Consider the following 24355-nt stretch of genomic DNA (forward strand, 5'->3'; position numbering starts at 1 on the left):
GCTTCTTTTATTTATCAGTATCAAGTGGTGTTAAGTGTGCTTCAATTTCTTCGCGACGGCTTTCGAATTTTGGTGGGAGTTCCACATAAGTTCCGTGTTCCACTTCGAAATTCGTGTTGAAGCCTGGGCCGTCTGTTGCCAGTTCAAAAAGGATGCCGTTTGATTCGCGGAAGTAAAGCGAGTGGAAATAAAAGCGGTCAATAAAGCCGGAGTTTGGATAACCGGAATCAGCAATTCGTTCCACCCAGGCGAGCATTTCGGCATCGTCTTTCACGCGAAAAGCTAGATGATGTACTCCGCCGGCACCTAAATTGTGTTGTTCTAAATCGGGTCTAGCCTCAAGATGAACCTCAGCTCCAGTGCCGCCAGCTCCCGTTTGATAGACAGTAAGCAATTTTTCATTTTCTTCATAAGCTCCTGCATGTTTAAAGCCAAGGAGTTTAGTTAGCACCGCGTCGGTTTTTTCTTTCTTTAAAACCGAAATGCGCACGGGACCAAGACCAGAAATGGCGTATTCGATTGGAACCGGCCCATCTTTCCACGGATGACCTGCTGGTGTGCCTGAATTCCCCTCATCAGAAACTAAATGGATTGTCAGGCCGTCTACGTCCTTCAGCCGAATAATCCGCCGCCCAAATTGCGCCTCGCCGGTGCTATGAAAAATTTGAAACTCGTCAAGTCGTTTATGCCAGTATTCAAGTGCGGCATCATTTGGGACGCGCAAACTCATCGCGGAAATTTGATTGCGGCCTAGTCGATTTTTAGCCATGTTAGGGACTTCAAAAAAAGTGACTGTTGTGCCGGGGTTGCCAATCTCGTCCGCATAGTATAAATGATACGTATAAGGATCGTCTTGGTTGACGGTTTTCTTTACAAGGCGCATTCCTAATACTTTTGTATAAAAATCAAAATTTCGTCTTGCGTTTTCAGTGAAAATGGAAATATGATGTAAGCCTAATAATTCCATGTTTTTTGCCCCCTAATTTAATTTTTTCAGTAAATCAAGTAGCTGTTTTTGTTCTTTGCGCGTTAATTTGCTGAACTGATTTTGTTGAAAAGCTTCTTGCTTTGGCACCAGTTCATTGTAGCAGGCGACACCTTTTTTCGTTAGCATGATGAATTTTTCACGCCCGACTTTTTCGCGTTGCACATAATTTTGTGTTTCGAGTTTTACGAGTAACTGTGTAATATTTCCTTTCGTCACAACGAGTTTTTTGCCAAGCTCTTGTTGTGTTATCTTGCCTTCTGGACCGATTTGAGCAATGCAGTCGAACATGGCCGTTGAAAGGCCTGCTTCTTTAAAATTTTGATTGGTGAGCTTCATATTGCGATTATAAAAACGACTTAAGCGAAACCAAAGGACAACGCCTAGTCGGTCGTCAGTTTTTACCATCTCAAATCGCCTCCTTTTATTTTTAGTTTAGTACTAAACTTAATAAAAAGCAAGTTTTACGACTTGCTTACGAATTTAAGGAGCGTTTTTGCGACTTTTTGCGTGTCGGCTTGTTTAATGCCTAAAATATGCGTGTGCCACATACCATCAATGGTGTAGCGAACAAAATTGGCGTTTTCTGGGCCGATTTCAGGAATGAGGCGTTCGTGATCGGCATCATAAACGGCGTTCCAGTCTTCATTATCGACGTCTAGAGTGATGACAGACGCTAGGAGTGCTGCGTGTAGACCGATTAAATCATCGTCTTCTAATTGACGCAGATTTCCTGCAATATAAGCTTCTGTAAAAGGATATTTAGACGCGTTTTTGCGCTTTTCGTATTCCTCTGTGAGTATTTTGTTGTAGGCATCAATTGTATGTGCGATGAGTGATTTTGTAAGTTCCTCTTTATTTTTGAAGTAATAAAAGATGGCGGCCTTTGTTATACCAGCGTTTTTAGCGACTTTGGCTAAACTGTAATTTTGAATACCTGCTTCTGAAATTACTTCGATGGCAGACTTAATAATTAAATCTCTGCTACTCAATTTTGCTCCTCCGTTCACTTCTTTCCTAAATTTTAACGAAGAATTGCTTTTTTAGCAATTGTAATCCCGTTTTAGGCTTGAAATTGCTAAACATGACGAATCAAATTTCATGCTTGACATGTAATGCATTACAGAAAGTATGATAAAAATGTAAACAAATTAATGATTGAAGGAGCGACAAATATGACGGAAATAAAAAATGGTTTTCCGAAAAACTTTTTGTGGGGCGGCGCAACGGCTGCAAACCAAGTTGAAGGGGCATACAATTTAGATGGCAAAGGCTTGTCTACTGCGGATATGGTCAAATTTGTACCGAAATCAGAACGTGGCAATGATTTTTCATTAGATGTGACAAAAAAGGAAATTGATGCCATTTTAGCAGGCGAAACGCATGCCCGCTTCCCAAAACGCGACGGAGTCGATTTTTACCATCATTATAAAGAAGATATTGCGTTATTTGCGGAAATGGGCTTTAAGACTTTCCGTTTATCGCTGAACTGGGCGCGAATTTTCCCAAATGGTGACGATGCGGTGCCAAATGAAAAAGGGCTTGCTTTTTATGATGCGGTATTTGATGAGCTGAAAAAGTATGATATTGAGCCACTCGTGACTCTTTCGCATTATGAAACGCCGCTTAATTTGACGCTGAAATATAACGGCTGGGCTGACCGCCGTGTGATTGGTTTCTTTACGAACTATGCCGAAACCGTTTTCAAACGTTATAAAGATAAAGTTAAATATTGGCTAACTTTTAACGAAATCAACGTTATTTCACTTAGCCCTTACACTGGCGGTGGCGTTTTAGTGGAAGATGCAGAAAACCCTCTCGAACTTTCTTATCAGGCGGCGCATCATCAGTTTGTCGCAAGTGCACTTGCTACGAAACTTTGCCACGAAATCATTCCTGGTTCACAAGTGGGCTGCATGCTTGCACGCATGGCGACGTATCCGGCAACTAATAATCCAGATGACGTTCTAAAAGCGCAGTACGAAAATCAAATGAACCTTTTCTTTACAGACGTGCACGCTCGCGGAACTTATCCGACTTTCATGAATCGTTTCTTTAAAGAGAACAATATTTTGATTAAAAAAGAAGTAGGAGACGACGAGATTTTGAAAGAACATACAGTTGACTTTATCTCGTTTAGTTACTACATGTCCCTTTCTGCGACCGTAAAACCCGAAGGAGACCGGACTGCTGGCAACTTTATGGGCGGTGTAAAGAACGAATATTTGGAGACTTCCGACTGGGGCTGGCAAATTGATCCTAAAGGTTTGCGCTGGACGCTTAACGACCTTTACTCGCGTTACAATTTACCGCTTTTCATCGTTGAAAATGGCCTTGGCGCCTATGATACTGTTGAAGCTGACGGCAGTATTCATGACGATTACCGCATTGATTATTTGCGCAAACATATCGTTCAAATGAAAGAAGCCATTAAAGACGGCGTTGATTTAATCGGTTACACAAGTTGGGGCCCAATTGATTTAATTAGCGCTTCGACAAGCGAAATGTCAAAACGTTATGGATTCATTTATGTTGATCAAGATGATGAAGGTAACGGCACATTAAAACGCTCGAAAAAAGACTCCTTCAATTGGTATAAAAAAGTCATCACAACAAACGGCGAGGATTTAGATTAAAACGCAAAATGAGGTTGGAATTAATCCAACCTCATTTTTTTATTTCGATATTCTCTTGCGGCGAAACAAAGCGAACCCACCTAGTACTAGAAGGCCACCTAACGCCACATAAAGCAGTCCATTTGTATCCCCCGTTTTAGGCAGAAGATGTGTGCTTTTTGTTGGTTTTTCGGTGTTCGTTTTTGGTGTGATGATGGTATTTTGTTGCTCATTTGTCTCTTTTGGTACAACCATTTCGCCAGCTTTTGATGTTTCTGGTTTCTCTGGCTCTGTTGGTGTAATGGGCGTTTCCGGTGTCACAGGCTGTTCTGGATTTGTTGGGTCAACTGGTGCGGGTGCAACTTCTCGTACGGTAACTTGAACTTTAACAGGCGTTGCTTTTAGACCTGCTTCATTTTCAGCATTCAATGTCACTTCGTAAACTCCCGGTGTTGTTAAATCAACAACTTGTGCAAAATTACTCGTCACTGGTGAACCATCATCGGTTGTCGCATGAACATCTTGCAAAAATTGCGCTTCTGTCACTTGTTGATTTTGGTCATATTCATAAGCTTCATCTGCTGTCAAAGTAATAAAATGTTCAATGTCAAAATATTGGTCATACGTGCCGGACGAAGCATTATAGCCTTGTAAAAATGTTGGTGTTGCATAACTTCCGGCCGCATTATCATAAAATGCATTATATTCGATTTCTGAAAGGTTATCGAAGTCTTCTTTTGTCATCGCGTTAACCGTAATGCCTTCATCATTTATAGAAAGGCGGCTATTATCCACTCTTGTATCATTAAATGCTAAAAATGTTTGATTTGATGCAGTCGATTTTGTAAACGGTGGTTGATAGCCATTAAAATGCGTAAAGCGATTTACCATCATCGAAAATGGAATAAACACTGTTTGATTGGCTTCATCATAGCTGAGTACTGAGCTTTTAATTTTATTATGAGCATCAAGACGCCCTGTATTTTGCCCCGTTGCCGCGAGCGATTCTAATGCTGGAAACTCAGAAATACATTGTAAATCTTGAATGCCATCGAATTGCACAAATAATACTTTCAATTTCGGCATACTTTTAAGAGCCGAAATATCTGTGATGTTATAGTTATTCTGCACATATAAATTCGCGACGTTTGGCATTTTATTTATTTTCGAAAAAACTGCGTTTGTATTTGACGTATTACTCAAACTAACAGATTCGAGGTTCGTCACATTATTTAAGTCCGGTAATTTATCGTCCGTAAGAAAAGCACCCGAAATCGTCAAATTTGTCAAGCTAGGAATCGCCGTCACTGTTGAAAGATCCGCAATGTTGGACGTATTCGACAAAGACAACGCCGTCAAATTGTTCGCATGTTCAAGCCCTGATAAATTTGTGTAGGTATCCCCTGAAAGTGAAACACTACGGAGTGTATTCAATTGCGCTTGTGTAATATCCGCATCTTGCGCCTGCCTTAATTGAGTATTTAAATATTTTTTTAACTGTAAATCTGGAATTTGGACTATCTCTGTCCCTTGTTCTGTAACAATTGGTTCTTCTGCTAAAACTGTAACTGGTACAAAAGGTATTGCCATTATTGTTGTCACTAACATAAAAGTTAATGCTTTTTGCTTCACTGCCATTCATTAAACCTCCTGATGGTTAGTACCATAAGAATACCTTTCTTCTTAGTCGTATTCAATGAAAATTTTGTGAAATTCAGGATTTATTTGATTATTTTTTAACAAAATATTCTTGACATGGTCTAAATCGCCTATTTAAGCCATTTTTAAATGTATACTTATCTTTTCTCAGACACATTTTAGACACAAAATATCATATACGTGTCAAAAAAAGACAATTATAGCTTCTTTCATACAAATAAAAACGGAAATCATTTCATAAAATGATTTCCGTTTTATTTTTTAGAAAGTAGTTGGTTCCTCTGTTATTTCTTTTTCAGCACCAACAACTTCTGGTTTTAATTTGCGATAGTGGTGAATACCTGTTCCTGCTGGTACAAGTTTACCAAGAATAACATTCTCTTTAAGACCAAGAAGTTCATCACGTTTTCCTTTAATCGCAGCATCAGTAAGAACACGTGTTGTTTCTTGGAATGATGCAGCAGATAAGAAGGAATCCGTTTCAAGAGAAGCTTTCGTAATTCCGAGTAATACTGGACGACCAGTAGCCGGTTGTTTACCACTCAAAATAGCTTCACGGTTTGCTTCTGTAAACGTATGAATATCCATTAATGTACCTGGTAAGATATCCGTATCCCCAGTGTCCATTACGCGGATTTTACGCAACATTTGACGAACCATTACTTCAACGTGTTTATCGCCAATTTCTACCCCTTGCATCCGGTAAACTTTTTGTACTTCAGCAAGCAAGTATTCTTGAACGGATAAAACGTCACGTACACGGATTAGCGCTTTCGGATCAATAGAACCTTCCGTAAGTGCTTCCCCGCGGTCTACCATTGAACCTTCTTGAACACGAAGACGTGCTGTATAAGGAACTGTGTAGCTACGACGGTCGTCCGCACCTTGAATTGTAATTTCTTGTCCACGGTCACGGCCCTCTTCGATAGAAACAACTTCCCCAGCCACTTCTGTGATGGTTGCTTGTCCTTTCGGATTACGTGCTTCAAAAATTTCTTGAATACGTGGAAGACCTTGCGTGATATCGTCGCCGGCTACCCCACCAGTATGGAACGTACGCATTGTAAGCTGTGTACCAGGTTCCCCGATAGATTGTGCCGCGATAATACCGACTGCTTCACCAACTTCAACTTCTGTACCAGTAGCCAAGTTTTTACCATAACATTTTTTACATACACCATGTTTTGTATTACATGTAAACGCCGAGCGAATCGATACTTCTTCAATACCCGCTTCAACAATTGCTACTGCAATCGGTTCAGTAATCAAATCATTTTCTTTAACTAAAACTTCGCCAGTTTCAGGGTGACGCACGGTTTTACGAGCATAGCGCCCTTCTAGACGTTCTTCTAGCGGTTCAATAATCTCCGTACCTTCGCGAATCGCTTTAATTGTTAAGCCGCGGTCCGTGCCACAGTCGTCTTCACGAATGATAACATCTTGCGCCACATCAACAAGGCGTCGAGTAAGATAACCAGAATCGGCCGTTTTAAGGGCTGTATCGGTAAGACCTTTACGCGCTCCGTGGGTCGAGATAAAGTATTCAAGGACTGTTAACCCTTCACGGAAGTTTGAAGTGATTGGAAGTTCTACGATACGTCCAGATGGATCAGCCATCAGACCACGCATACCAGCAAGTTGCGTGAAGTTCGAGATGTTACCACGAGCTCCGGAATCTTGCATCATAAAGATTGGATTTAAACGTTCCAAGCTTAAAATTAGTTTTCCTTGAATTTCGTCTTTGGCAGCATTCCAAACGCCGATAACGCGCTCATAACGCTCGTCATCTGTAATTAAACCGCGACGGAATTGTTTCGTGATTTTTTCAACCATATCATGTGCTGTTTCTAGAATTTCATGTTTTTCCGTAAGCGTTAAGATATCGGCAATACCAACTGTGATACCCGCTTTTGTGGAAATTTTGAAACCTAAGTCTTTCATGCGGTCAAGCATTTTAGATGTTTCTGTAATATGGAATCGTTTGAACACTTCTGCAATGATATTTCCAAGAATTTTCTTCTTGAATGGGTCAACAATTGGTTGCTTAGCGATATGCGCTTTAACGTCCGTTGTTGGCTCAACAAAATATTTTGTAGGCGTTTCAATTTCTAAATTATATTTCGTTGGTTCGTTAATATAAGGGAACGATGTTGGTAAGATTGTGTTGAAAATCAATTTACCGACTGTCGTAATTAATAGTTGCTTACGTTGCTCTTCTGTAAAGCGTTCATTTGGAATGGATCCTGCGTAAACGGCAATACGAGAATGCAAGTGAACATAGCCATTTTGATAAGCAAGTTGCGCTTCGTTAATATCCTTAAAGATTGTTCCTTCACCAACCGCATTTTCACGTTCAAGTGTCAGATAGTAGTTACCTAGCACCATATCTTGGGAAGGTGTAACAACTGGTTTACCATCTTTTGGATTCAAAATGTTTTGTGCGGCAAGCATTAAAATGCGTGCTTCCGCTTGTGCTTCTGCCGAAAGTGGAACGTGGACGGCCATTTGGTCACCATCGAAATCGGCATTATACGCCGTACAAACAAGTGGATGCAAACGAATCGCGCGACCTTCAACTAAAGTCGGTTCAAACGCTTGGATACCAAGTCTGTGGAGCGTAGGGGCACGGTTTAGTAGAACTGGATGTTCGCGAATAACTTCTTCAAGGACATCCCAGATTTCTGGCGCCATGCGTTCAATTTTACGTTTAGCGCTCTTAATGTTGTGCGCAAGGCCTCGTCCAACGAGTTCTTTCATCACAAAAGGTTTGAATAATTCAAGTGCCATTTCTTTTGGAAGACCACATTGGTACATTTTAAGGTTAGGTCCTACGACGATAACGGAACGACCGGAATAATCGACACGTTTACCGAGTAAGTTTTGACGGAAACGACCTTGTTTCCCTTTAAGCATGTGCGATAAAGATTTTAATGGACGGTTACCTGGTCCAGTCACTGGACGGCCACGACGACCATTATCAATTAACGCATCAACTGCTTCTTGAAGCATCCGTTTTTCATTTTGGACGATGATGTTTGGTGCGCCTAAGTCAAGCAAGCGTTTCAAACGGTTGTTCCGGTTAATAACACGACGGTACAAATCATTTAAATCACTTGTTGCAAAACGGCCACCTTCAAGTTGTACCATTGGGCGAAGTTCTGGTGGAATAACTGGTAGTACATCAAGAACCATCCAACTTGGATTATTGCCAGAGTTACGGAAGGCTTCCATTACTTCTAGGCGACGAATTGCACGCGTACGGCGTTGACCTTGTGCGGTTTTCAATTCTTCTTTCAGCTCATCTGTTTCTTTTTCAAGATTGATGTCTGAGAGAATTTTCTTAATTGCTTCGGCACCCATTCCAGCTTGGAAGGTTTGACCATATTTTTCACGATAAACGCGATATTCTTTTTCAGAAAGAAGTTGTTTCTTCTCAAGCGGTGTGTCGCCTGGCTCTGTTACTACATAAGACGCAAAGTAGATAACTTCTTCAAGCGCACGCGGGCTCATATCCATCACAAGACCCATACGGCTTGGAATACCTTTAAAATACCAAATGTGTGAAACTGGCGCTGCAAGTTCAATGTGTCCCATGCGTTCGCGACGAACTTTGGATTTCGTTACTTCAACCCCGCAACGGTCACAAACGACACCTTTATAGCGGACACGTTTGTACTTTCCGCACGAACATTCCCAGTCTTTCATTGGTCCGAAAATACGCTCACAAAACAGTCCGTCACGTTCTGGTTTTAGCGTACGGTAGTTGATTGTTTCAGGTTTTTTAACTTCACCGTGCGACCAAGAACGGATTTTATCTGGAGATGCTAGACCGATTTTCATATACTCAAAATTATTAACATCTATCAAGTGCCCAACCTCCTAATTTTGGTCATGACTTTTCACTTATTAGGTTTAAATTATATCGTTTCATATAACTTGGCCCGCAAGAAAGCACGACTACGTTCAGTGCTTCTTGCGGCTAACAAGTCCATCATGTTTAAGTTTATCGAAAAATTATTTTTATTTTGGAGTTTTGTTTCGGGCGGGTTAGTCAACCTGCTCGGTAGCCTCTTCAGGCTTCACAATATTAAATGCATCGTTTTGACCGGAGAAATCGTCGTCATCGGTATCACGCATTTCGATTTCTTCCTCGTCTGCAGATAGGATTTTGACGTCCATACCTAAACTTTGCAACTCTTTGATTAATACGCGGAAAGATTCCGGCACGCCTGGTTTCGGCACGCTTTCGCCTTTCACGATTGCTTCATACGTTTTCACACGTCCAACAACATCATCTGATTTAATTGTTAGAATTTCTTGTAACGTATAGGCTGCACCGTACGCTTCAAGAGCCCAAACTTCCATCTCACCAAAGCGTTGTCCACCAAATTGAGCTTTACCTCCAAGTGGTTGTTGGGTAACAAGTGAGTATGGTCCAGTCGAACGAGCATGCAATTTGTCATCAACCATGTGAGCAAGTTTAATCATATACATAACGCCGACAGAGATACGGTTATCAAATGGTTCACCTGTACGTCCATCATAAAGAACAGTTTTCGCATCGCGAGCCATTCCCGCTTCTTCCACTGTGCTCCAAACGTCTTCTTCATTTGCTCCATCAAATACTGGTGTTGCAACATGAATGCCGAGTTTACGAGCCGCCATACCTAAATGAAGTTCGAGCACTTGCCCGATATTCATACGAGATGGCACCCCTAGTGGGTTAAGCATGATATCAACGGGTGTTCCATCAGGCATAAATGGCATATCTTCTTCTGGTAAGATACGGGAGATAACCCCTTTGTTACCGTGACGACCGGCCATTTTATCGCCTTCGTGAATTTTACGTTTTTGTACGATATATACACGCACTAATTGGTTTACGCCTGGTGGTAATTCGTCACCGGCTTCACGAGTAAAGATTTTAACATCGAGAACGATACCGCCACCACCGTGAGGTACACGTAGTGATGTATCGCGAACTTCACGCGCTTTTTCACCAAAAATAGCATGTAATAAACGTTCTTCAGCCGTAAGTTCGGTTACACCTTTTGGCGTTACTTTCCCTACAAGAAGGTCGTTATCTTTTACTTCAGCACCGACACGAATAATACCGCGTTCGTCAAGATCGCGAAGTGCGTCCTCACCAACGTTTGGAATATCGCGTGTCATTTCTTCAGGTCCAAGCTTCGTATCACGTGCTTCGGACTCGAATTCTTCGATGTGAATGGACGTATAAACGTCGTCTTTTACAAGACGTTCGCTCATAATAATCGCATCCTCATAGTTATAGCCGTCCCATGTCATGAAGGCTACTAAAACGTTACGTCCTAGTGCTAGCTCTCCTGAATCCATGGATGGACCGTTACCGAGGATTTCGCCTTTAACGACACGGTCCCCTTCTGCAACGTTTGGACGTTGGTTATAACATGTTCCTTGGTTGGAACGAACAAATTTACGTAGTGTATATTTATCGATTCCACCTGTTACTTCTTTGCCATCAACCATAGATACGCGGCGCACCCAAATTTCGCGTGCTTCAACGTGTTCTACGATACCGTCATGTTTCGCGGTTACAGCTGCACCGGAATCTTTTGCCGATACGTGTTCCATACCTGTTCCAACAAACGGTGCTTCCGGATGCATTAATGGAACAGCTTGACGCTGCATGTTCGCACCCATTAGGGCACGGTTACTATCATCATTTTCTAGGAACGGGATACAAGCTGTTGCGACGGACACAACTTGTTTTGGCGATACGTCCATATAATCGACGCGTTCTTTATCCACAGCAAGGTTTTCAGAACGGAATCGAGCCATAACTTCTTCTTCCGTAAATGCGCCTTTTTCGTCTAACTTGGAGTTCGCTTGCGCAACCACGTAGTTATCCTCTTCATCTGCTGTTAAATAATCGATTGTGTCGGTTACTTGGTTCGTTTCAGGGTCAACACGACGATATGGTGTTTCGATGAACCCGAAGCGATTGACTTTCGCATAAGAAGAAAGGGAGTTAATCAAACCGATGTTTGGTCCCTCTGGCGTTTCAATTGGACACATACGACCGTAATGAGAATAGTGAACGTCACGCACTTCATAGCCGGCACGTTCACGCGTCAAACCACCGGGACCTAAGGCAGATAGACGGCGCTTATGCGTAAGTTCGCCAAGTGGATTTGTTTGATCCATGAATTGAGACAATTGTGAACTACCAAAGAATTCTTTAATAGAAGCGACAACTGGGCGAATGTTAATTAATTGTTGTGGTGTGATGGTTGTCATATCTTGGATAGACATACGTTCACGAACCACACGTTCCATACGGGATAAACCGATACGGAATTGGTTTTGAAGCAGTTCACCGACTGAACGTAGGCGGCGGTTACCTAAATGGTCAATGTCATCTGTATCGCCAACGCCGTGCAGAAGGTTGAAGAAATAACTGATGGAAGACACGATATCAGATGGCGTAATGTGTTTTACATTTTCATCGATATACGCATTTCCAATGATGTTGATTTCTTTTTCTTCATCGTCAGGTGCATAAATTTTAATAGATTGAACAACTACATTGTCTTCTAATACGCCATCAGTTGGACGCAGTGTACGGAAGCCAACGCCGTTTTCAAGATTAGGAATAATCGTATCTAGTTTGCGGCGATCTAAAATGTCGCCTTTTGAAGCGATAATCTCACCTGTTTCAGGGTCCACTAACGTTTCAGCTAAAACTTGGTTGAATAACCGGTTTTTAAGGTGTAGTTTTTTGTTGATTTTATAACGTCCAACGCTAGCTAAATCGTAACGCTTAGGATCGAAAAAGCGAGACACTAGTAAGCTTCTTGCGTTTTCTACAGTAGGAGGTTCTCCTGGACGTAAACGTTCGTAAATTTCGAGTAACGCTTTATCTGCGTTGTCCGTGTTGTCTTTTTCTAGGGTGTTGCGAAGATAGTCGTTATCTCCGATTAAATCTAAAATTTCTTGGTCGGAACCAAATCCGAGTGCACGGAGTAAAACGGTAACAGGCAATTTACGTGTGCGGTCGATACGCACGTGCACAACGTCTTTTGCGTCTGTTTCATATTCTAACCAAGCGCCGCGGTTTGGGATAACGGTTGAACCGAAACCTTTTTTACCGTTTTTGTCTAGTTTGTCATTGAAGTATACACCTGGGGAACGAACGAGTTGTGAAACGATAACACGCTCTGCTCCGTTGATGATAAATGTTCCCATTTCTGTCATCAGCGGGAAATCACCCATGAAAACTTCTTGGTCTTTTACTTCGCCTGTTTCTTTGTTGATTAGGCGTAGTTTAACGCGTAAGGGTGCTGCGTAGTTTGCATCACGATTTTTGGATTCTTCTACCGAATATTTCGGCTCTCCTAAATCGTAATCGATAAATTCTAGCGATAGGTTGCCTGCGAAATCCTCAATTGGAGAAATATCGCGGAACATCTCACGGAGTCCTTCATCTAAGAACCACTGGTAAGACGCTGTTTGAATTTCGATTAAGTTTGGTAATTCTAATACCTCACTAATCCGAGCGAAACTTCTACGTTTACGGTGTCTGCCGTATTGTACATCATGTCCTGACAAACTCTTCACCCCTCAAATTATTTAAAATTTATAAGCACATTCAAAATGGTTGTCATTCGCACAAATGGTGGAACCCCCCGCACCCGGAATTTAAGACGCTAAGAGCTTTTTTTACACGTGTAAAAATCACTCGCTTAAATACCGTTCATCAAAAGCTTCCTGCCACTTTTCAGCCGGCTTAAATACCAGCAAAAGGACAACTTTGAATGGAACTTTAAAAGAAAATTCTATGCTGTTTTAGACAAAAAGAAAGCGGATTTCATTCGGCAAAGAGACTTTTTTAAAAAAAGTTTCATAATAAATCAAATTTGACCTATTTGCTTGAAAACCACGACCATGTCCATTATGCTACCAAAACAATGGAAACGCTTCATTTCACTAGCTTTTCACATAAAAATGAGCGCACCAAAAAACAGTATAGATTCTTTTGGCATTTAACTATAATACAACATCTGGCGTACATTGTCAAGAGTCGCTGATGATGTATGACGTAGCAAAAAAAGCGATTCACATTTAATCGCTTTTTACTTATTTTCAAGTCGATCGCCGACAACTGAATCTACACTACAACGCGCCCACTTCGAAAGTGATTCAATAAAAACTTTTAACTTTTCTGGTTCAAAATGCGCAACTACCATAAAGCAAGCATGTCCGCTTACTTTATAAAATTCTTCAATTTCCTCATATTCCATAATTTTTTGTTCGACCTCTTTAAAACGATTATCTTCCATAAATACGCGAATAAACTGTTTGTTACTGTAATAAACTTTTATGGTGTAACTGCCTATGATGCCTGCATCTTTCAAATTCAATATTCGTTTGCCAACTGCTTGACCTGTTAGGTGCACTTCATTTCCAATTTCCTTATTTGTTAACTGCGCGTCTTTTTTTAATAGCTTTATGATTTCTTGGTCGAGTTCATCCATTTTAAAGTCCTTTCACGATGAAAACATTGCATCGTTTATTTTTTCATGAGGCTATATAATTATTAGGGGATATTCTATATACTTAAATATAGCAAAACTACATAGGAGGATTTCAGATGAATTACCAATATTATACTACAAAAGAACAATTGAATGCAGCCATACCAATCGTGCGTGCTTTATCACAAAATTTAGTGGAAAAGAATACCATTGAATTGAAAAATATTCTTACAAAATGGATTTCCGAAATTGATTTATGCTACAATGATTCACTTTTTTTAAATAGGTTAATTTTAGACATTTCGAATTGCTTAATTGTACACCGCATCTCCTTATCAAAAGAAAATTCAGCGCTTTTAAAAAAACTTAACGCTTGCTTATTAGCGAAGTAAATTGACAGGCCGTTAATAAACGCTAAACTTAAGCAAAACAAAACATACCACGCACAATCAGACTGAAGGCTGGGAAGTATTTCCCAGCCTCTAATGTGCGTTTTAAATTAATTTTATAGTCACGATTTCGGCAGGTTTTAGTTCATTCGGTAGCGGATTTCGGCCTTCTTCAAGGAGGTTCGTACGGTAGCTGCTACGCGCACCTGCTTTAATTTCAAGTGGCTCTTTAGATGTTTTTAAGTTGTAGCCGCGGAGGATTATGGCGTCTTCCGTTTGGGCTTTTTTGAGTGCGGTCATTAGGAAAGCGTCGTTGTTCGCTTTGAGGAATGCTTTTGTAGCGGGGATTTCGCCACGATGCACATTGGTTTGTTCGGCGGTAAACGGCACTTGGAATTGTTTCGCTTGATGGAATGTTTTTTCGCGCTCCCCGTCGCCGTGCAACATGAGACCATAGCGGAAAACATGTTCACCGAGGCACTGCGCTTCTGGCGTTGGGAAGTAGCCCCAGTCACCCATTTCGCCGACAGAACGGAACAGCGTGAGCGCGATGGTGTTATTTGCGAGCACTTCGTATTCATTTAAGCCCATGTTTGCAATCGTCATTCCGCCAGCTTCGTCTTCCATGTGCACAAAGGCATGTTGGTGATTCGGATTCGTCGGATTTTCCCACGTTTCTGGCATTTTGTTTTGCCGCGTCACCACTTCGTAAATGCTGTCTGCTTGATGGACGTTAGTTTCAAAGCTTGTTGGGAATAAAACGCGCAACCTGTGATCTTTGATGTCGTTATTCACGGTCGTTTCAAATTGCACGAGCGAATTGTTTTTCTCTAAAACAACACGAGTCGTGATGAACATTTTTTTCATTTTCTTGGAGCGTTTAGCTTGGCGCAGTTTAAATTCGAGCACCATTTTTTGTTCCTTGTCAAGGAGTTCGTCCGCGGATTCAGGGACAAGCATTTCATGGCGGATTTCAATTTCCCCTACATTCGGCGTATTTCGAATAACCCGAACTTCAGCTGGGCTTTCATGCGAGTAGTAGCGCGAAACCCCGGTCGGCTCAAAGAAAATATATTCGTTCCCAATATCTCCCGTTTCCTCAAAAGAAAGAAGGTTTTCGTGAATGCGACCAGTCGGCTTGTGCGTGATTGTAAGCTGCCCGTTTTCGTTCACATCAACACGGACAGTAGCATTTTCGAGCGTATGCGTGCCCTTCACCAGATTTTCAGAACCGGCAGTCGGCGCTTTTTGTACAAGACCGAAAACCTCGTGGCTATACGCCGGCATGTCGACCAAGAATAGCTCGACCGTGATGTAGCGCGCGATATAAGGGACTCTAAAAGCATCTTTAGGTAAATCGAAGCCAAATCGTACTTCTTGCGATAGAAGCTCAAACGGAATTTGATTGCCGCGAATGTCCACAACAGAAACTTCAGGAACAGGCTTACTGGAAAGTTTATCGTAGAGCGTATCGTGTTTATTGCCTGCAAAAAGCATTCTTTCCCACTCGAGTTCAATCGTAACGGAGCCCGTCTTTTGGAAAGATGTCGTATTCCAAACAACGAACGGTTTCGCGTCAGCGTCAAAAGCACTCGTGTCAATTTTTTTAGCGAGAAATGCTGCTGCCTCACTAGCCACGTATTTGCCGACTTCATTTGCCGTTTCAAAACGTGTGACCATTCCGCGGTGAACCGAATCTACGCTACAGCCGCAAATGCTATCATGCGGGTGGTTTTGCATGAGCGTTTTCCACGCATAGTTGAGTTTGTCCGTTGGATATGCGAAACCTTCCGCGAACGCCATTGTTGCAAGCGGTTCGGCGATATTTTCTAGCTGACAGCTCACTTCCGTATTTTGCTGTTTCAAGTAGACGCGCGATGATGCCGTATTTGCGAGCGTGTACCAACCATCTGATTCTTGGCTTGTAAGTTCACCTTCAATGACGCTCATATCAGCAGGCAAGTCTGCTTTTAGTGCATTTAAATACGTATCAAAGCCAGCGTGAATAAATTCAATATCCGGATACAATTCATTGGCCACGCGAATCGCTTCTGTAATGTCCTTTTGAACTGGTTGGTGGTCGCAGCCATTCATCATGAGCAAATGATCCGTTGCAGCATATTGTTCGGCATCGCGCAATTTTTGCTCCCAAAACGCTTTCGCTGCCGTTTTGTCTGTTGGGATTTCATTCCCGTTGCTGTACCAGTTGGCGAACAGCACGCCTAAAATGCGACTACCGTCAGGCCCGTCCCACCACATTTCCGAAAACTGCGAGGAATATTTTTCGTCATTAATTACAACATTATTAAAACCAGTCGGCTTGACTCCTCGGCCAAAAGCGGCAACGTCCAAATTTGCTTCTTTCATCAATTGCGGCGTTTGCCCCATGTTTCCAAACGTGTCAGGGAAGTAGCCGAGCTTAACGGGCGTGCCCCATTTTTTACTTTCTTGCATACCAATTAGCATGTTGCGCACATTTGATTCGCTGCTCGTTAAAAAGGCATCTTGCAAAATGTAAAACGGGCCAATTTTTAGTTTGCCAGCTTCAATGGCTTTCCGAACAGCCGCTTCTTTTTCTGGGCGCACTTGTAAATAGTCGTCTAAAATAATCGTTTGCCCGTCTAAATGGAAACTTTCAAATTCCGGGTCGGTTTCAAACAATTCGAGCAAGTCGTCCATCAATTCAATTAGCCGCATGTGGTGCGCTTCATACGGAATATACCATTCTCTATCCCAGTGACTATGCGAAACAATATAAACTTTTTTCACGTTTTCTCCTCCTATTTTTCGACTCGAATATCAAAATAATCCATCACAAGCTCACAAAACATCATATTGGCCCAAGAAAACCATTCGCGCGTATAGGCAAACGGATTATTCACATCAAAACCTTCGTGCATTAAATTCGTCCCGCCGTCGCAATCGACAAGCAAGTTCAAAATACGTTCCTTCTCCGACTTGTCATCAGTCGTCATGCCCTCCATCGCAAGCGCAATTGGCCAAATGTAATCGGGCGGCGTATGCGAACTGCCAATCCCTCTCGCAAACTCTCCTTTATAAAAATAAGGGTTTTCCTCACTTAGTAACACTTTTCTCGTTGCGAGATATGTTTCATCGTTTGGCGACACATAACCTAAGTACGGCGCCGAAAGTAGGCTCGGCACGTTTGAATCGTCCATCACACTCACACCGCCGCGACCGTCCACCTCGTACGCAAAAATCGTTTCGCCAGCTTGTGATTTTGTTTTCCCGTACGTTTCAATTCCGTCTTGAATTGCTCCGCGAAGCGCCTGAATTCGCTTCACTAACGATGCATCATCCGCAATCTCACTGTAAATTCCCTCCAAATAACCAAGCACGACGACCGCAAACATATTCGAAGGCACTAAATAGCCAAATTTACAAGCATCATCGCTCGGTCTAAAACCTGACCAAGTCATCCCTGTGTAGCCAACCTTTGTCCCTTTCCCGTCTTCTGGCAGCGTATCCTCTATACGCCAAGTATCACGCGTAAACGTATAAGGAGAATCTTCATGTTTTTGTTCAACTTCCCACACGGTTAAAATATTCTTCACCGCCTGATGGAACGTTTCATTAAATTGCTCTGTTTCGCCCGTTGCTTTATAAAGTAAATAACTAAGTTGAACGGGGTAACAAAGCGAATCAATTTCATATTTTCGTTCCCAAATCCACGGGTTCATTTCTGTATTATCCGTTTGATGCCCTGCGCCATTTGCTTCTTCATTGAAGGCGTTTGCATAAGGATCTAAACAGATGAACTGCATTTGACGCTCTACTAAGCCACGAATCATCGCTTTTATTTCTGGATCTTCTTTCGCAAGTACAAGATACGGTCTGACTTGTGCGGTTGAATCGCGCAACCACATCGCTGGAATGTCACCAGTAAGTAAAAATGTTGTATCATCTGGCAAACGCTTGACGGTTGTGAGTAATGTATTGGCAAAGCACGCATTGAAATTTTTCGCCCAGTTAGCGTGTGTTTCGCCGCATTTCTCCGTAATTATTTTCATAAACTTTTCTACTGAAACAGGAACCTCTTGATATGTCATTTAAAACACTCCTAAAATTTGATATATCTTTTTAACTTTAAATACAGTATAATGATGTTAGCATGAATTGTCTAGTGTTTTTTCATTTTATTTTCTTTCAAATCGCAAATTTGGTATAGTAGGTATATTAAATGATATATCAAAGGAGACAATTTGAATGGTTAAAAAACCACTTTACCAGCAAATTAGCGAACAGCTTGAACGTCAAATTATGTCGGGTGAGTTGCAAGTTGGCGCACAATTGCCGACAGAACATGCCCTAGCCGCCTCACATCAGACGAGCCGCATTACATCAAAGCGTGCTTTATCTGAACTGGAAAATAAAGGTTTGGTGGAGCGAATTCGCGGCAAGGGTACCTTTGTCAAAGCGCGTTCCATTTCAAAAGCGGTTACTTCCATGAAACAAGTCCTTTTTATTTTGCCTTTTCCTGGCCAACACGATCTTGGCAATTTTACAGCTCTAATGCTGCCGTATTTAGCGGAAAAAGGGTACCATGTGCACATTCAAGATGAAAGTTTCCTAACTCAAACGCATTTTTTCCAGTTGATTGAACAATACGACGGGATGATTTACTATCCGGAAACAGGAAACTCAAACTTGGATATTCTTTATCAGTTGCACTTTCAAGGTTTCCCGGTTGTTTTACTCGACAAAAAAATGGAGGGTATCCCGTTTCCGTATGTAACGGCGGACAATTTCAGTGGCGGGTATATGGCGGCTCATTTACTCCTATCAAAAGGCCACACGAAAATCGCCTTTTTAAACAGTAGAACGATCCAAGAAACTTCCACTGTTCGCGAGCGTTACATGGGCTATTTGCGGGCTTTGTTCGAGGCGGGGATTTCGTTTCATGCGCTTGAAACGAATGTGCAATCGGAAGAGGCGTATGCTGGGATTGCGGAAAAGTTTGTCGCGGACGGCGTGACGGCGATTGTGGCGGAAAATGACTTGATGGCTATTCAATTTATGAAGCAAGCGAAGAAAATGGGGATTCGTATCCCTCAAGATTTGGCGGTTATTGGCTTTGATAATATTCAAGCCGCGGAATTTGTTGAGCCCTCGCTCACGACGATTTCACAAAATTTTGAAGAGATGGGGCGCGCGGCCGCAATCAGTTTGCAAAAACAAATTCAAAAAAAAGACGTGGAAAACGCAATCATTCCCGTTTCTTTAATTGAAAGGGAGTCAAGCGGGGCACGTTAGAATCGGAGGAAATTATGGACGTTACACAAATCGACACGAGGCATGGCACAAATAATCAGCACAGTTATTCAAATGGAAATACGCTTCCCTATACTTCTGTGCCACGAGGAATGAATTATTTTGTACCGCAGACGACAAACAATAACGGAAGTTGGTTTTTCCATCCAAACGACCACACATTCCAAGGCTTTCGGTTAACACACCAACCAAGCCCGTGGATGGGCGACTTTTCTCACTTTTTGCTCACCCCGATTTCTGGGAAGTTGGCAAATTATGACTTATATTTCGCCCAAAGCTCTTATCGGCCGAATGAAGCCGTTTTCAGCCCGCATTATTTAAAAATCAAACAACTCCGCTATCAAATTACAAGCGAACTCACACCGAGCACTTACGGCGCAAAAATACGCCTTTCTTATACGAAAGACGAACAACACGGCTTGCTTTTTTCTGCTGAAAATATCAGTTATATTGAGGTGGACGAACGGCAAAACCGCGTTTTTGGTTACGTGCAGAATTTTGCTGGCTGCGCGGATCCAGAATTCAAAATGCACTTCGTCTTGACGGCTGACCGCCCATTTGATTTTTCGAACACGAGCTTCCCTGTAGACGGAAAAATCATTTCAAAAGCGACACAAAAAGCAGAAAATCAATTTTTCCAAATTGGGTTTGACGATACGGCACCTAAAACGGTGGAAATCAGTTTGGCGACAAGCTTCATCAGCCCTGAACAAGCGAGTCTCAATTTAAAACGGCAAGCGGATTATGATTTTGAGGCGACCAAAACGAGGGCGGCCGCGAAGTGGAACGCCTATTTGAGCAAGATTCAAGTGAGTGATTCAGATAAAGCGAAAGTCGCCACATTTTATCATTGCCTTTACCGGACGGCGCTTTTCCCGCAGCGCTTTTATGAATATGATGCAAATCAAAATGCGATTCATTATGACACGACTGCACGGCGCGTTGCAAATGGTAGATTATATACGAATAATGGGTTTTGGGATACTTACAAAACGGTGTTCCCACTTTATTCGCTTTTAATTCCAGATGAATACGAAAAAATGCTTGGCGGCTTTTTAAATAGCTACCGCGAAACGGGCTATCTGCCAAAATGGCTATCGCCTGACGAACGCGGCCTCATGCCCGGCACACTCATTGACGCGGTCATCGCGGACGCTGCTGTAAAAGGCATCGGCACAAATTTAATGCCCGAGTTTCAAGACGCGATGCTAAAAGCAGCCACGACACAGTCCGACAAAGAAAACTACGGTCGCCGCGGCGCACTGGACTACAACCGTCTTGGCTACGTCCCCTTGAACTACCATGAAAGCGTCAACCACACACTCGACTACGCCTACAGCGATTTTTGCATTTCCGCCGTCGCGAAGACACTAGGAAACACAGCGCTCGAAGCCGAATACGAGGAACGCTCGAAAAACTACCTGCATATTTTCGACCCAAAGACGGGTTTTATGCGCGCCAAAGACGAAAACGGAAATTTCCAAACCCCTTTCAACCCTTTTTCTTGGGGGAAAGACTACGCCGAGGGTAGCGCATGGCAGACTAGTTTCGCGGTTTTCCACGATTTTGCTGGCCTAAATGAAGCGTACGGCGAAGGTGGATTTTTGCGTAAGCTGACCGAGCTCGCGAACACACCACCAAAATTCGATGTAGATGGCTACGGCTACGAGATCCACGAAATGAGCGAGATGGCGATGATTGACTTCGGTCAAATTGCGCTGTCCAACCAGCCTAGTTTCCATTTACCCTATTTGTTCACCTACGCGAAAAAACCCGCTTATACGCAGGTTCTAATCAAGCAAGCGGTGAATCAATTTTATGACGCAGGCATAAACGGCTATCCTGGCGACGAGGACAACGGTAGCATGTCCGGCTGGTACATTTTCAGTACGCTCGGTTTCTATCCGGTGACACCCGGTTCAGGGGAATACGTCTTCGGAATTCCCGCTTTCGAAAACGTGCGCATTGACCTGCCAAACGGCAAAACCCTAACGTTAGATACGGCGAACAATTCGCCTGCGCATCAATTCGTCACCGCCAGAACGCGCGACAATAAACCCTTAAAATCGCAATTCATCACCCACAGCGACCTAATCCGCGGCGGCAATCTAACCACCACATTAGGCCTTGTACCAGAAGAACGTGAGATTTCAGAGGAAGAATTGCCGTTTTCGATTTCGTCGGCACAAAAAAGCATTTTAAAATTCCAAGAGCTTGCGACTACACATTCGGAAACTTGTTAGCGATGTAGGCATAAAAACTGAGAAACATTTCCTGTGTTGGGAGGTGTTTCTCGGTTTTTATTAGTTAAAGAAAATGACTGTTAGTTTTCGCATCAACTTATAAAATCCCAAAATCTGTTTTTTGAGAATCTGTCATCCTCCACTGTAAATAATCATCCAAAATACTAAGATTTTCATTGATAGAAGTCTCATCAAAATTTATTGGTAAATTTTCTCCGTTTTCTATTACTGAGATTAGTGGAGTCATTTTTCCAATTGCTATATCCACACTAAAAACCCCACCTTTCCCAATATCGGTTAAACTAAATTGAAGCCAAAAACTCCTATATATCAAACATTCAATAAAAATTTCCTAATTTTCTTTAGTTTCTACATAAGAATTTGATACAGTGCTAGAAAAATGTTCTTCTATCAGTCTTGTCAATTTTTTTATATTCTCAACCATATCATTTGTAAGCATACCACTTATCTCCTTGCTTTTTATATACTCTATTTCCTGCTTATAAAAACCTGTATAGGTTACACTTTCTGGAGAAGGAAGGACTTTTAACTGTCTTAGATGACATTTTTGAGAATTATTTGGATGATATTAATAAAGAGAACAGCTAATACAAGCTACCCTCTTTTTGTTGTAGACAACGTGAATAGCTGTCTGTTTTCACTTATAGTTTAACACAACATTCTCTTTTCCTAGCATGGATATTCATTTAGCTTTATGAAGATTAAAAACCGAAAAACATTTCCTATATTAGGATTTGTCTCTCGGCTTTTACAGTTAAAGTAGTGGATTTGTATAGAATTTACTAGCCTCAGACGATCTAATTAATGGGGCCAACTCATTAATAGTATAGAATGAGTAATCATAAAACAGCATAGCTTCGTTATCTTCTACAAACTTGACAACACCTATTATTAACTCCTTTGTCAAATTTCTAACATCTATTCTTAACAAAATCTCTGCAATCACGCCATTATCACAAATTATTTCTAAACAAGTTTCATCGGATACGCCAAATTGAACTATATCTGACGACCAGCTTTCTACTTTTTTAATTGGTTAGAAATACTCTCTAATTGAATACTGTCTATAGGCTCTCCCCAAAGCAATATTTTCTCTTCTTCTACATTCGCTGCATTTGCCTGCTTAATAATATTTAAAGGTATTTGCCATAATGCCATTCTCTACACCCCCTAATAGTTAAAAAAATCTTCAATTTTAGTATATCCTTTATATGGTAACTCCACTTCTTCAAACCCTTCTCCATTTGCAATATCAAAGTCGTCTAAATCCCCCGGGAAAGTAAAAGCCCCATAATTCTCACCAAACCCAGTTCCTTCAGTAACCATATTAAAAAATAATTGTAGTGGAAAATGACTCTTCTCCAACAATTCACTATCTTTTAATTTGGTTTCCATTTAAATAATTCTCCTTTCAAACTAGTTTTCTGGGAATAGTGAAGAAATCCACTTTTTATCCCATAATTCGTAAATCAAATTCACGTTAGACTCTTAATCATAATAAGTATCTAAATACTTTATAATTATATCTTTAGCAGGTGAAGTATCTATCCAAAATTCTGCCAAATACGACACAAATAAATCATATATTGGTATGCTTTTATATTGTTCTAGACATTTACACAAAGAGAACTTTAATTCGGATCCAATATTTACTGCATCAGCGAAATGTATTGCCAACTTTTCCGCCAAATCTTTTGTTGTTTTACCAGTTATAGCCATTATTAAATTATTTTTCTCTTCCTCTGAATAAACCTCTGAAGTAATGCAATCAAATAACTCTATAGCCGTTAACTCTGTGCCCAGTATCTCTATTTGGCAGTCTATTAATTTTTCTACAGCATTATGATTATCGTCATAGTAATCTGACAGAAACGAAGAGTATGCAACAGATTGATAAATAAGTATATCGTTCATTAAACTATAGCTCGAAATATTTGTCTTATAAATTTCAAAATCTATAAACTTATAAATTGTCAAAAGCCCCGTATCATCTATGATTCTAATATTCTGCTCCTTATCAGAGGATTTACTAATTATTGGATAAAGTTTGCCAACTGAAATATCCCTATGGTATTTGTTTGAAATAGCTTTTACAATCAAGTTATCTCACTCCTTTTGGTATAAACTGTTTGTCTAAATTCAAAATCCAGAATAAATCATCCGTCCCTGTCCGCGCTCGTAAATCTCTAGGAATTGATACTTTCATTTTCGCATCATAATAATTAATTTCTCCTGTTTTTAAATTTTTATAATAGTGAATTTTCCCTTTTCCTAAGCTCGTTTCATAACTATAAATGGATTCCATTTTTGCCCAGTCTGATATTGAACTGCCATCTTTCGTTAATTCCGAAACTAGCTTAGAATCTTTTAATTGACTTCCTGCTATAATCGGATTAGAATTTTCTAAAATATCACCTTTAATTAAAGACTCTTTATATTTTTGAAAATCTTTTATACTTTTAGCCCCACTACCACCCTTATACGTCTTACTCCCACGAGCTATCGCAACGCCTAGGCCTACGCCTGATAATGCCGACATAATGCCGGATTCGGCTAGTTGGCCTTCCCAGTCCTCCACATACGCAGAAGCTTGTAAGATGCTCCCTGCCGCACCTGAATACACTTTTCCGTCCAT

The 24355-nt window shown here is 41.4% G+C and carries 17 protein-coding genes and 1 pseudogene; 4 read left to right on the forward strand and 14 right to left on the reverse strand.

Annotation, left to right across the window (positions count from 1 at the left end; translation table 11 throughout):
* Positions 1-7: 7 nt before the first annotated feature.
* From CFT42_RS10310 to CFT42_RS10320, 3 genes are read right to left on the reverse strand one after another with little or no spacing between them, the layout of a single operon-like run.
* The gene (locus CFT42_RS10310; RefSeq protein WP_088816087.1) at positions 8-967 is read right to left on the reverse strand and encodes a ring-cleaving dioxygenase; all 960 of its coding nucleotides are present in this window, start codon (positions 965-967) and stop codon (positions 8-10) included.
* Positions 968-979: 12 nt separating this feature from the next.
* Positions 980-1393, reverse strand: a complete 414-nt coding sequence (locus CFT42_RS10315; protein ID WP_088810483.1) for a MarR family winged helix-turn-helix transcriptional regulator — start codon at positions 1391-1393, stop codon at positions 980-982.
* Positions 1394-1449: 56 nt separating this feature from the next.
* Entirely contained in the window at positions 1450-1977 is a 528-nt protein-coding gene (locus CFT42_RS10320) for a TetR/AcrR family transcriptional regulator (protein WP_088810484.1), read from the reverse strand.
* Between the two features lie 183 nt (positions 1978-2160).
* Between CFT42_RS10320 and CFT42_RS10325 the strand changes: the two genes are divergently transcribed.
* Positions 2161-3621, forward strand: a complete 1461-nt coding sequence (locus CFT42_RS10325) for a glycoside hydrolase family 1 protein (RefSeq protein ID WP_088816088.1) — start codon at positions 2161-2163, stop codon at positions 3619-3621.
* 39 nt (positions 3622-3660) lie between these two features.
* On the opposite strand, the gene CFT42_RS10330 is transcribed toward CFT42_RS10325, so the two are convergent.
* The 4 genes from CFT42_RS10330 to CFT42_RS10345 form a co-directional block, all read right to left on the reverse strand.
* Positions 3661-5238, reverse strand: coding sequence for a LapB repeat-containing protein (locus tag CFT42_RS10330; RefSeq protein ID WP_088816089.1), 1578 nt, complete (start codon positions 5236-5238; stop codon positions 3661-3663).
* A gap of 282 nt (positions 5239-5520) precedes the next feature.
* The gene (gene rpoC, locus CFT42_RS10335; RefSeq protein WP_088810487.1) at positions 5521-9126 is read right to left on the reverse strand and encodes a DNA-directed RNA polymerase subunit beta'; all 3606 of its coding nucleotides are present in this window, start codon (positions 9124-9126) and stop codon (positions 5521-5523) included.
* Positions 9127-9306: 180 nt separating this feature from the next.
* A complete protein-coding gene (gene rpoB / locus CFT42_RS10340) occupies positions 9307-12858 on the reverse strand; it encodes a DNA-directed RNA polymerase subunit beta (RefSeq protein WP_088810488.1) in 3552 nt (1183 codons plus the stop codon).
* A gap of 515 nt (positions 12859-13373) precedes the next feature.
* Positions 13374-13775, reverse strand: coding sequence for an Lrp/AsnC family transcriptional regulator (locus tag CFT42_RS10345; protein ID WP_088810489.1), 402 nt, complete (start codon positions 13773-13775; stop codon positions 13374-13376).
* A gap of 116 nt (positions 13776-13891) precedes the next feature.
* Between CFT42_RS10345 and CFT42_RS10350 the strand changes: the two genes are divergently transcribed.
* Positions 13892-14167, forward strand: coding sequence for a bacteriocin immunity family protein (locus CFT42_RS10350; RefSeq protein WP_088816090.1), 276 nt, complete (start codon positions 13892-13894; stop codon positions 14165-14167).
* A 102-nt stretch (positions 14168-14269) separates the two neighbouring features.
* Here the strand turns inward: CFT42_RS10350 and CFT42_RS10355 are convergent, their stop codons facing one another.
* Both CFT42_RS10355 and CFT42_RS10360 read right to left on the reverse strand, forming a co-directional pair.
* Positions 14270-16933, reverse strand: coding sequence for an alpha-mannosidase (locus CFT42_RS10355; RefSeq protein WP_088816091.1), 2664 nt, complete (start codon positions 16931-16933; stop codon positions 14270-14272).
* Positions 16934-16944: 11 nt separating this feature from the next.
* Positions 16945-18234, reverse strand: a complete 1290-nt coding sequence (locus tag CFT42_RS10360; protein WP_088816092.1) for a glycoside hydrolase family 125 protein — start codon at positions 18232-18234, stop codon at positions 16945-16947.
* 157 nt (positions 18235-18391) lie between these two features.
* Here CFT42_RS10360 and CFT42_RS10365 point away from each other — a divergent pair, with 157 nt between their 5' ends.
* Together CFT42_RS10365 and CFT42_RS10370 are read left to right on the forward strand one after the other, a co-directional pair.
* Entirely contained in the window at positions 18392-19438 is a 1047-nt protein-coding gene (locus tag CFT42_RS10365; protein WP_088816093.1) for a GntR family transcriptional regulator, read from the forward strand.
* Between the two features lie 14 nt (positions 19439-19452).
* Positions 19453-21699 carry a GH92 family glycosyl hydrolase gene (locus CFT42_RS10370; protein WP_088816094.1) on the forward strand — a complete coding sequence of 749 codons (2247 nt, stop codon included), beginning with the start codon at positions 19453-19455 and terminating at the stop codon, positions 21697-21699.
* Between the two features lie 97 nt (positions 21700-21796).
* On the opposite strand, the gene CFT42_RS14785 is transcribed toward CFT42_RS10370, so the two are convergent.
* The 5 genes and pseudogenes from CFT42_RS14785 to CFT42_RS14900 all read right to left on the reverse strand — a co-directional run.
* Positions 21797-21967, reverse strand: a complete 171-nt coding sequence (locus CFT42_RS14785; RefSeq protein WP_159458166.1) for a hypothetical protein — start codon at positions 21965-21967, stop codon at positions 21797-21799.
* 773 nt (positions 21968-22740) lie between these two features.
* The gene (locus tag CFT42_RS14790; RefSeq protein WP_159458167.1) at positions 22741-22878 is read right to left on the reverse strand and encodes a hypothetical protein; all 138 of its coding nucleotides are present in this window, start codon (positions 22876-22878) and stop codon (positions 22741-22743) included.
* A gap of 12 nt (positions 22879-22890) precedes the next feature.
* Positions 22891-23115, reverse strand: a complete 225-nt coding sequence (locus CFT42_RS10375; RefSeq protein ID WP_088816095.1) for a hypothetical protein — start codon at positions 23113-23115, stop codon at positions 22891-22893.
* 93 nt (positions 23116-23208) lie between these two features.
* A complete protein-coding gene (locus CFT42_RS10380; protein WP_088816096.1) occupies positions 23209-23820 on the reverse strand; it encodes a hypothetical protein in 612 nt (203 codons plus the stop codon).
* Position 23821: 1 nt separating this feature from the next.
* Positions 23822-24355 (reverse strand): annotated as a pseudogene (locus CFT42_RS14900) (hypothetical protein); the annotation flags it as partial.

Source organism: Listeria goaensis (genome assembly GCF_900186125.1).
GTDB lineage: Bacteria > Bacillota > Bacilli > Lactobacillales > Listeriaceae > Listeria > Listeria goaensis.

What these genes read in the sequence shown, in the direction of transcription:
- CFT42_RS10310 (WP_088816087.1), bottom strand. Translation starts at nt 967, where the DNA reads ATGGAATTATTAGGCTTACATCATATTTCCATTTTCACTGAAAACGCA.
- CFT42_RS10315 (WP_088810483.1), bottom strand. Translation starts at nt 1,393, where the DNA reads ATGGTAAAAACTGACGACCGACTAGGCGTTGTCCTTTGGTTTCGCTTA.
- CFT42_RS10325 (WP_088816088.1), top strand. Translation starts at nt 2,161, where the DNA reads ATGACGGAAATAAAAAATGGTTTTCCGAAAAACTTTTTGTGGGGCGGC.
- CFT42_RS10330 (WP_088816089.1), bottom strand. Translation starts at nt 5,238, where the DNA reads ATGGCAGTGAAGCAAAAAGCATTAACTTTTATGTTAGTGACAACAATA.
- CFT42_RS10345 (WP_088810489.1), bottom strand. Translation starts at nt 13,775, where the DNA reads ATGGATGAACTCGACCAAGAAATCATAAAGCTATTAAAAAAAGACGCG.
- CFT42_RS10350 (WP_088816090.1), top strand. Translation starts at nt 13,892, where the DNA reads ATGAATTACCAATATTATACTACAAAAGAACAATTGAATGCAGCCATA.
- CFT42_RS10360 (WP_088816092.1), bottom strand. Translation starts at nt 18,234, where the DNA reads ATGACATATCAAGAGGTTCCTGTTTCAGTAGAAAAGTTTATGAAAATA.
- CFT42_RS10365 (WP_088816093.1), top strand. Translation starts at nt 18,392, where the DNA reads ATGGTTAAAAAACCACTTTACCAGCAAATTAGCGAACAGCTTGAACGT.
- CFT42_RS10370 (WP_088816094.1), top strand. Translation starts at nt 19,453, where the DNA reads ATGGACGTTACACAAATCGACACGAGGCATGGCACAAATAATCAGCAC.
- CFT42_RS14790 (WP_159458167.1), bottom strand. Translation starts at nt 22,878, where the DNA reads ATGGCATTATGGCAAATACCTTTAAATATTATTAAGCAGGCAAATGCA.
- CFT42_RS10375 (WP_088816095.1), bottom strand. Translation starts at nt 23,115, where the DNA reads ATGGAAACCAAATTAAAAGATAGTGAATTGTTGGAGAAGAGTCATTTT.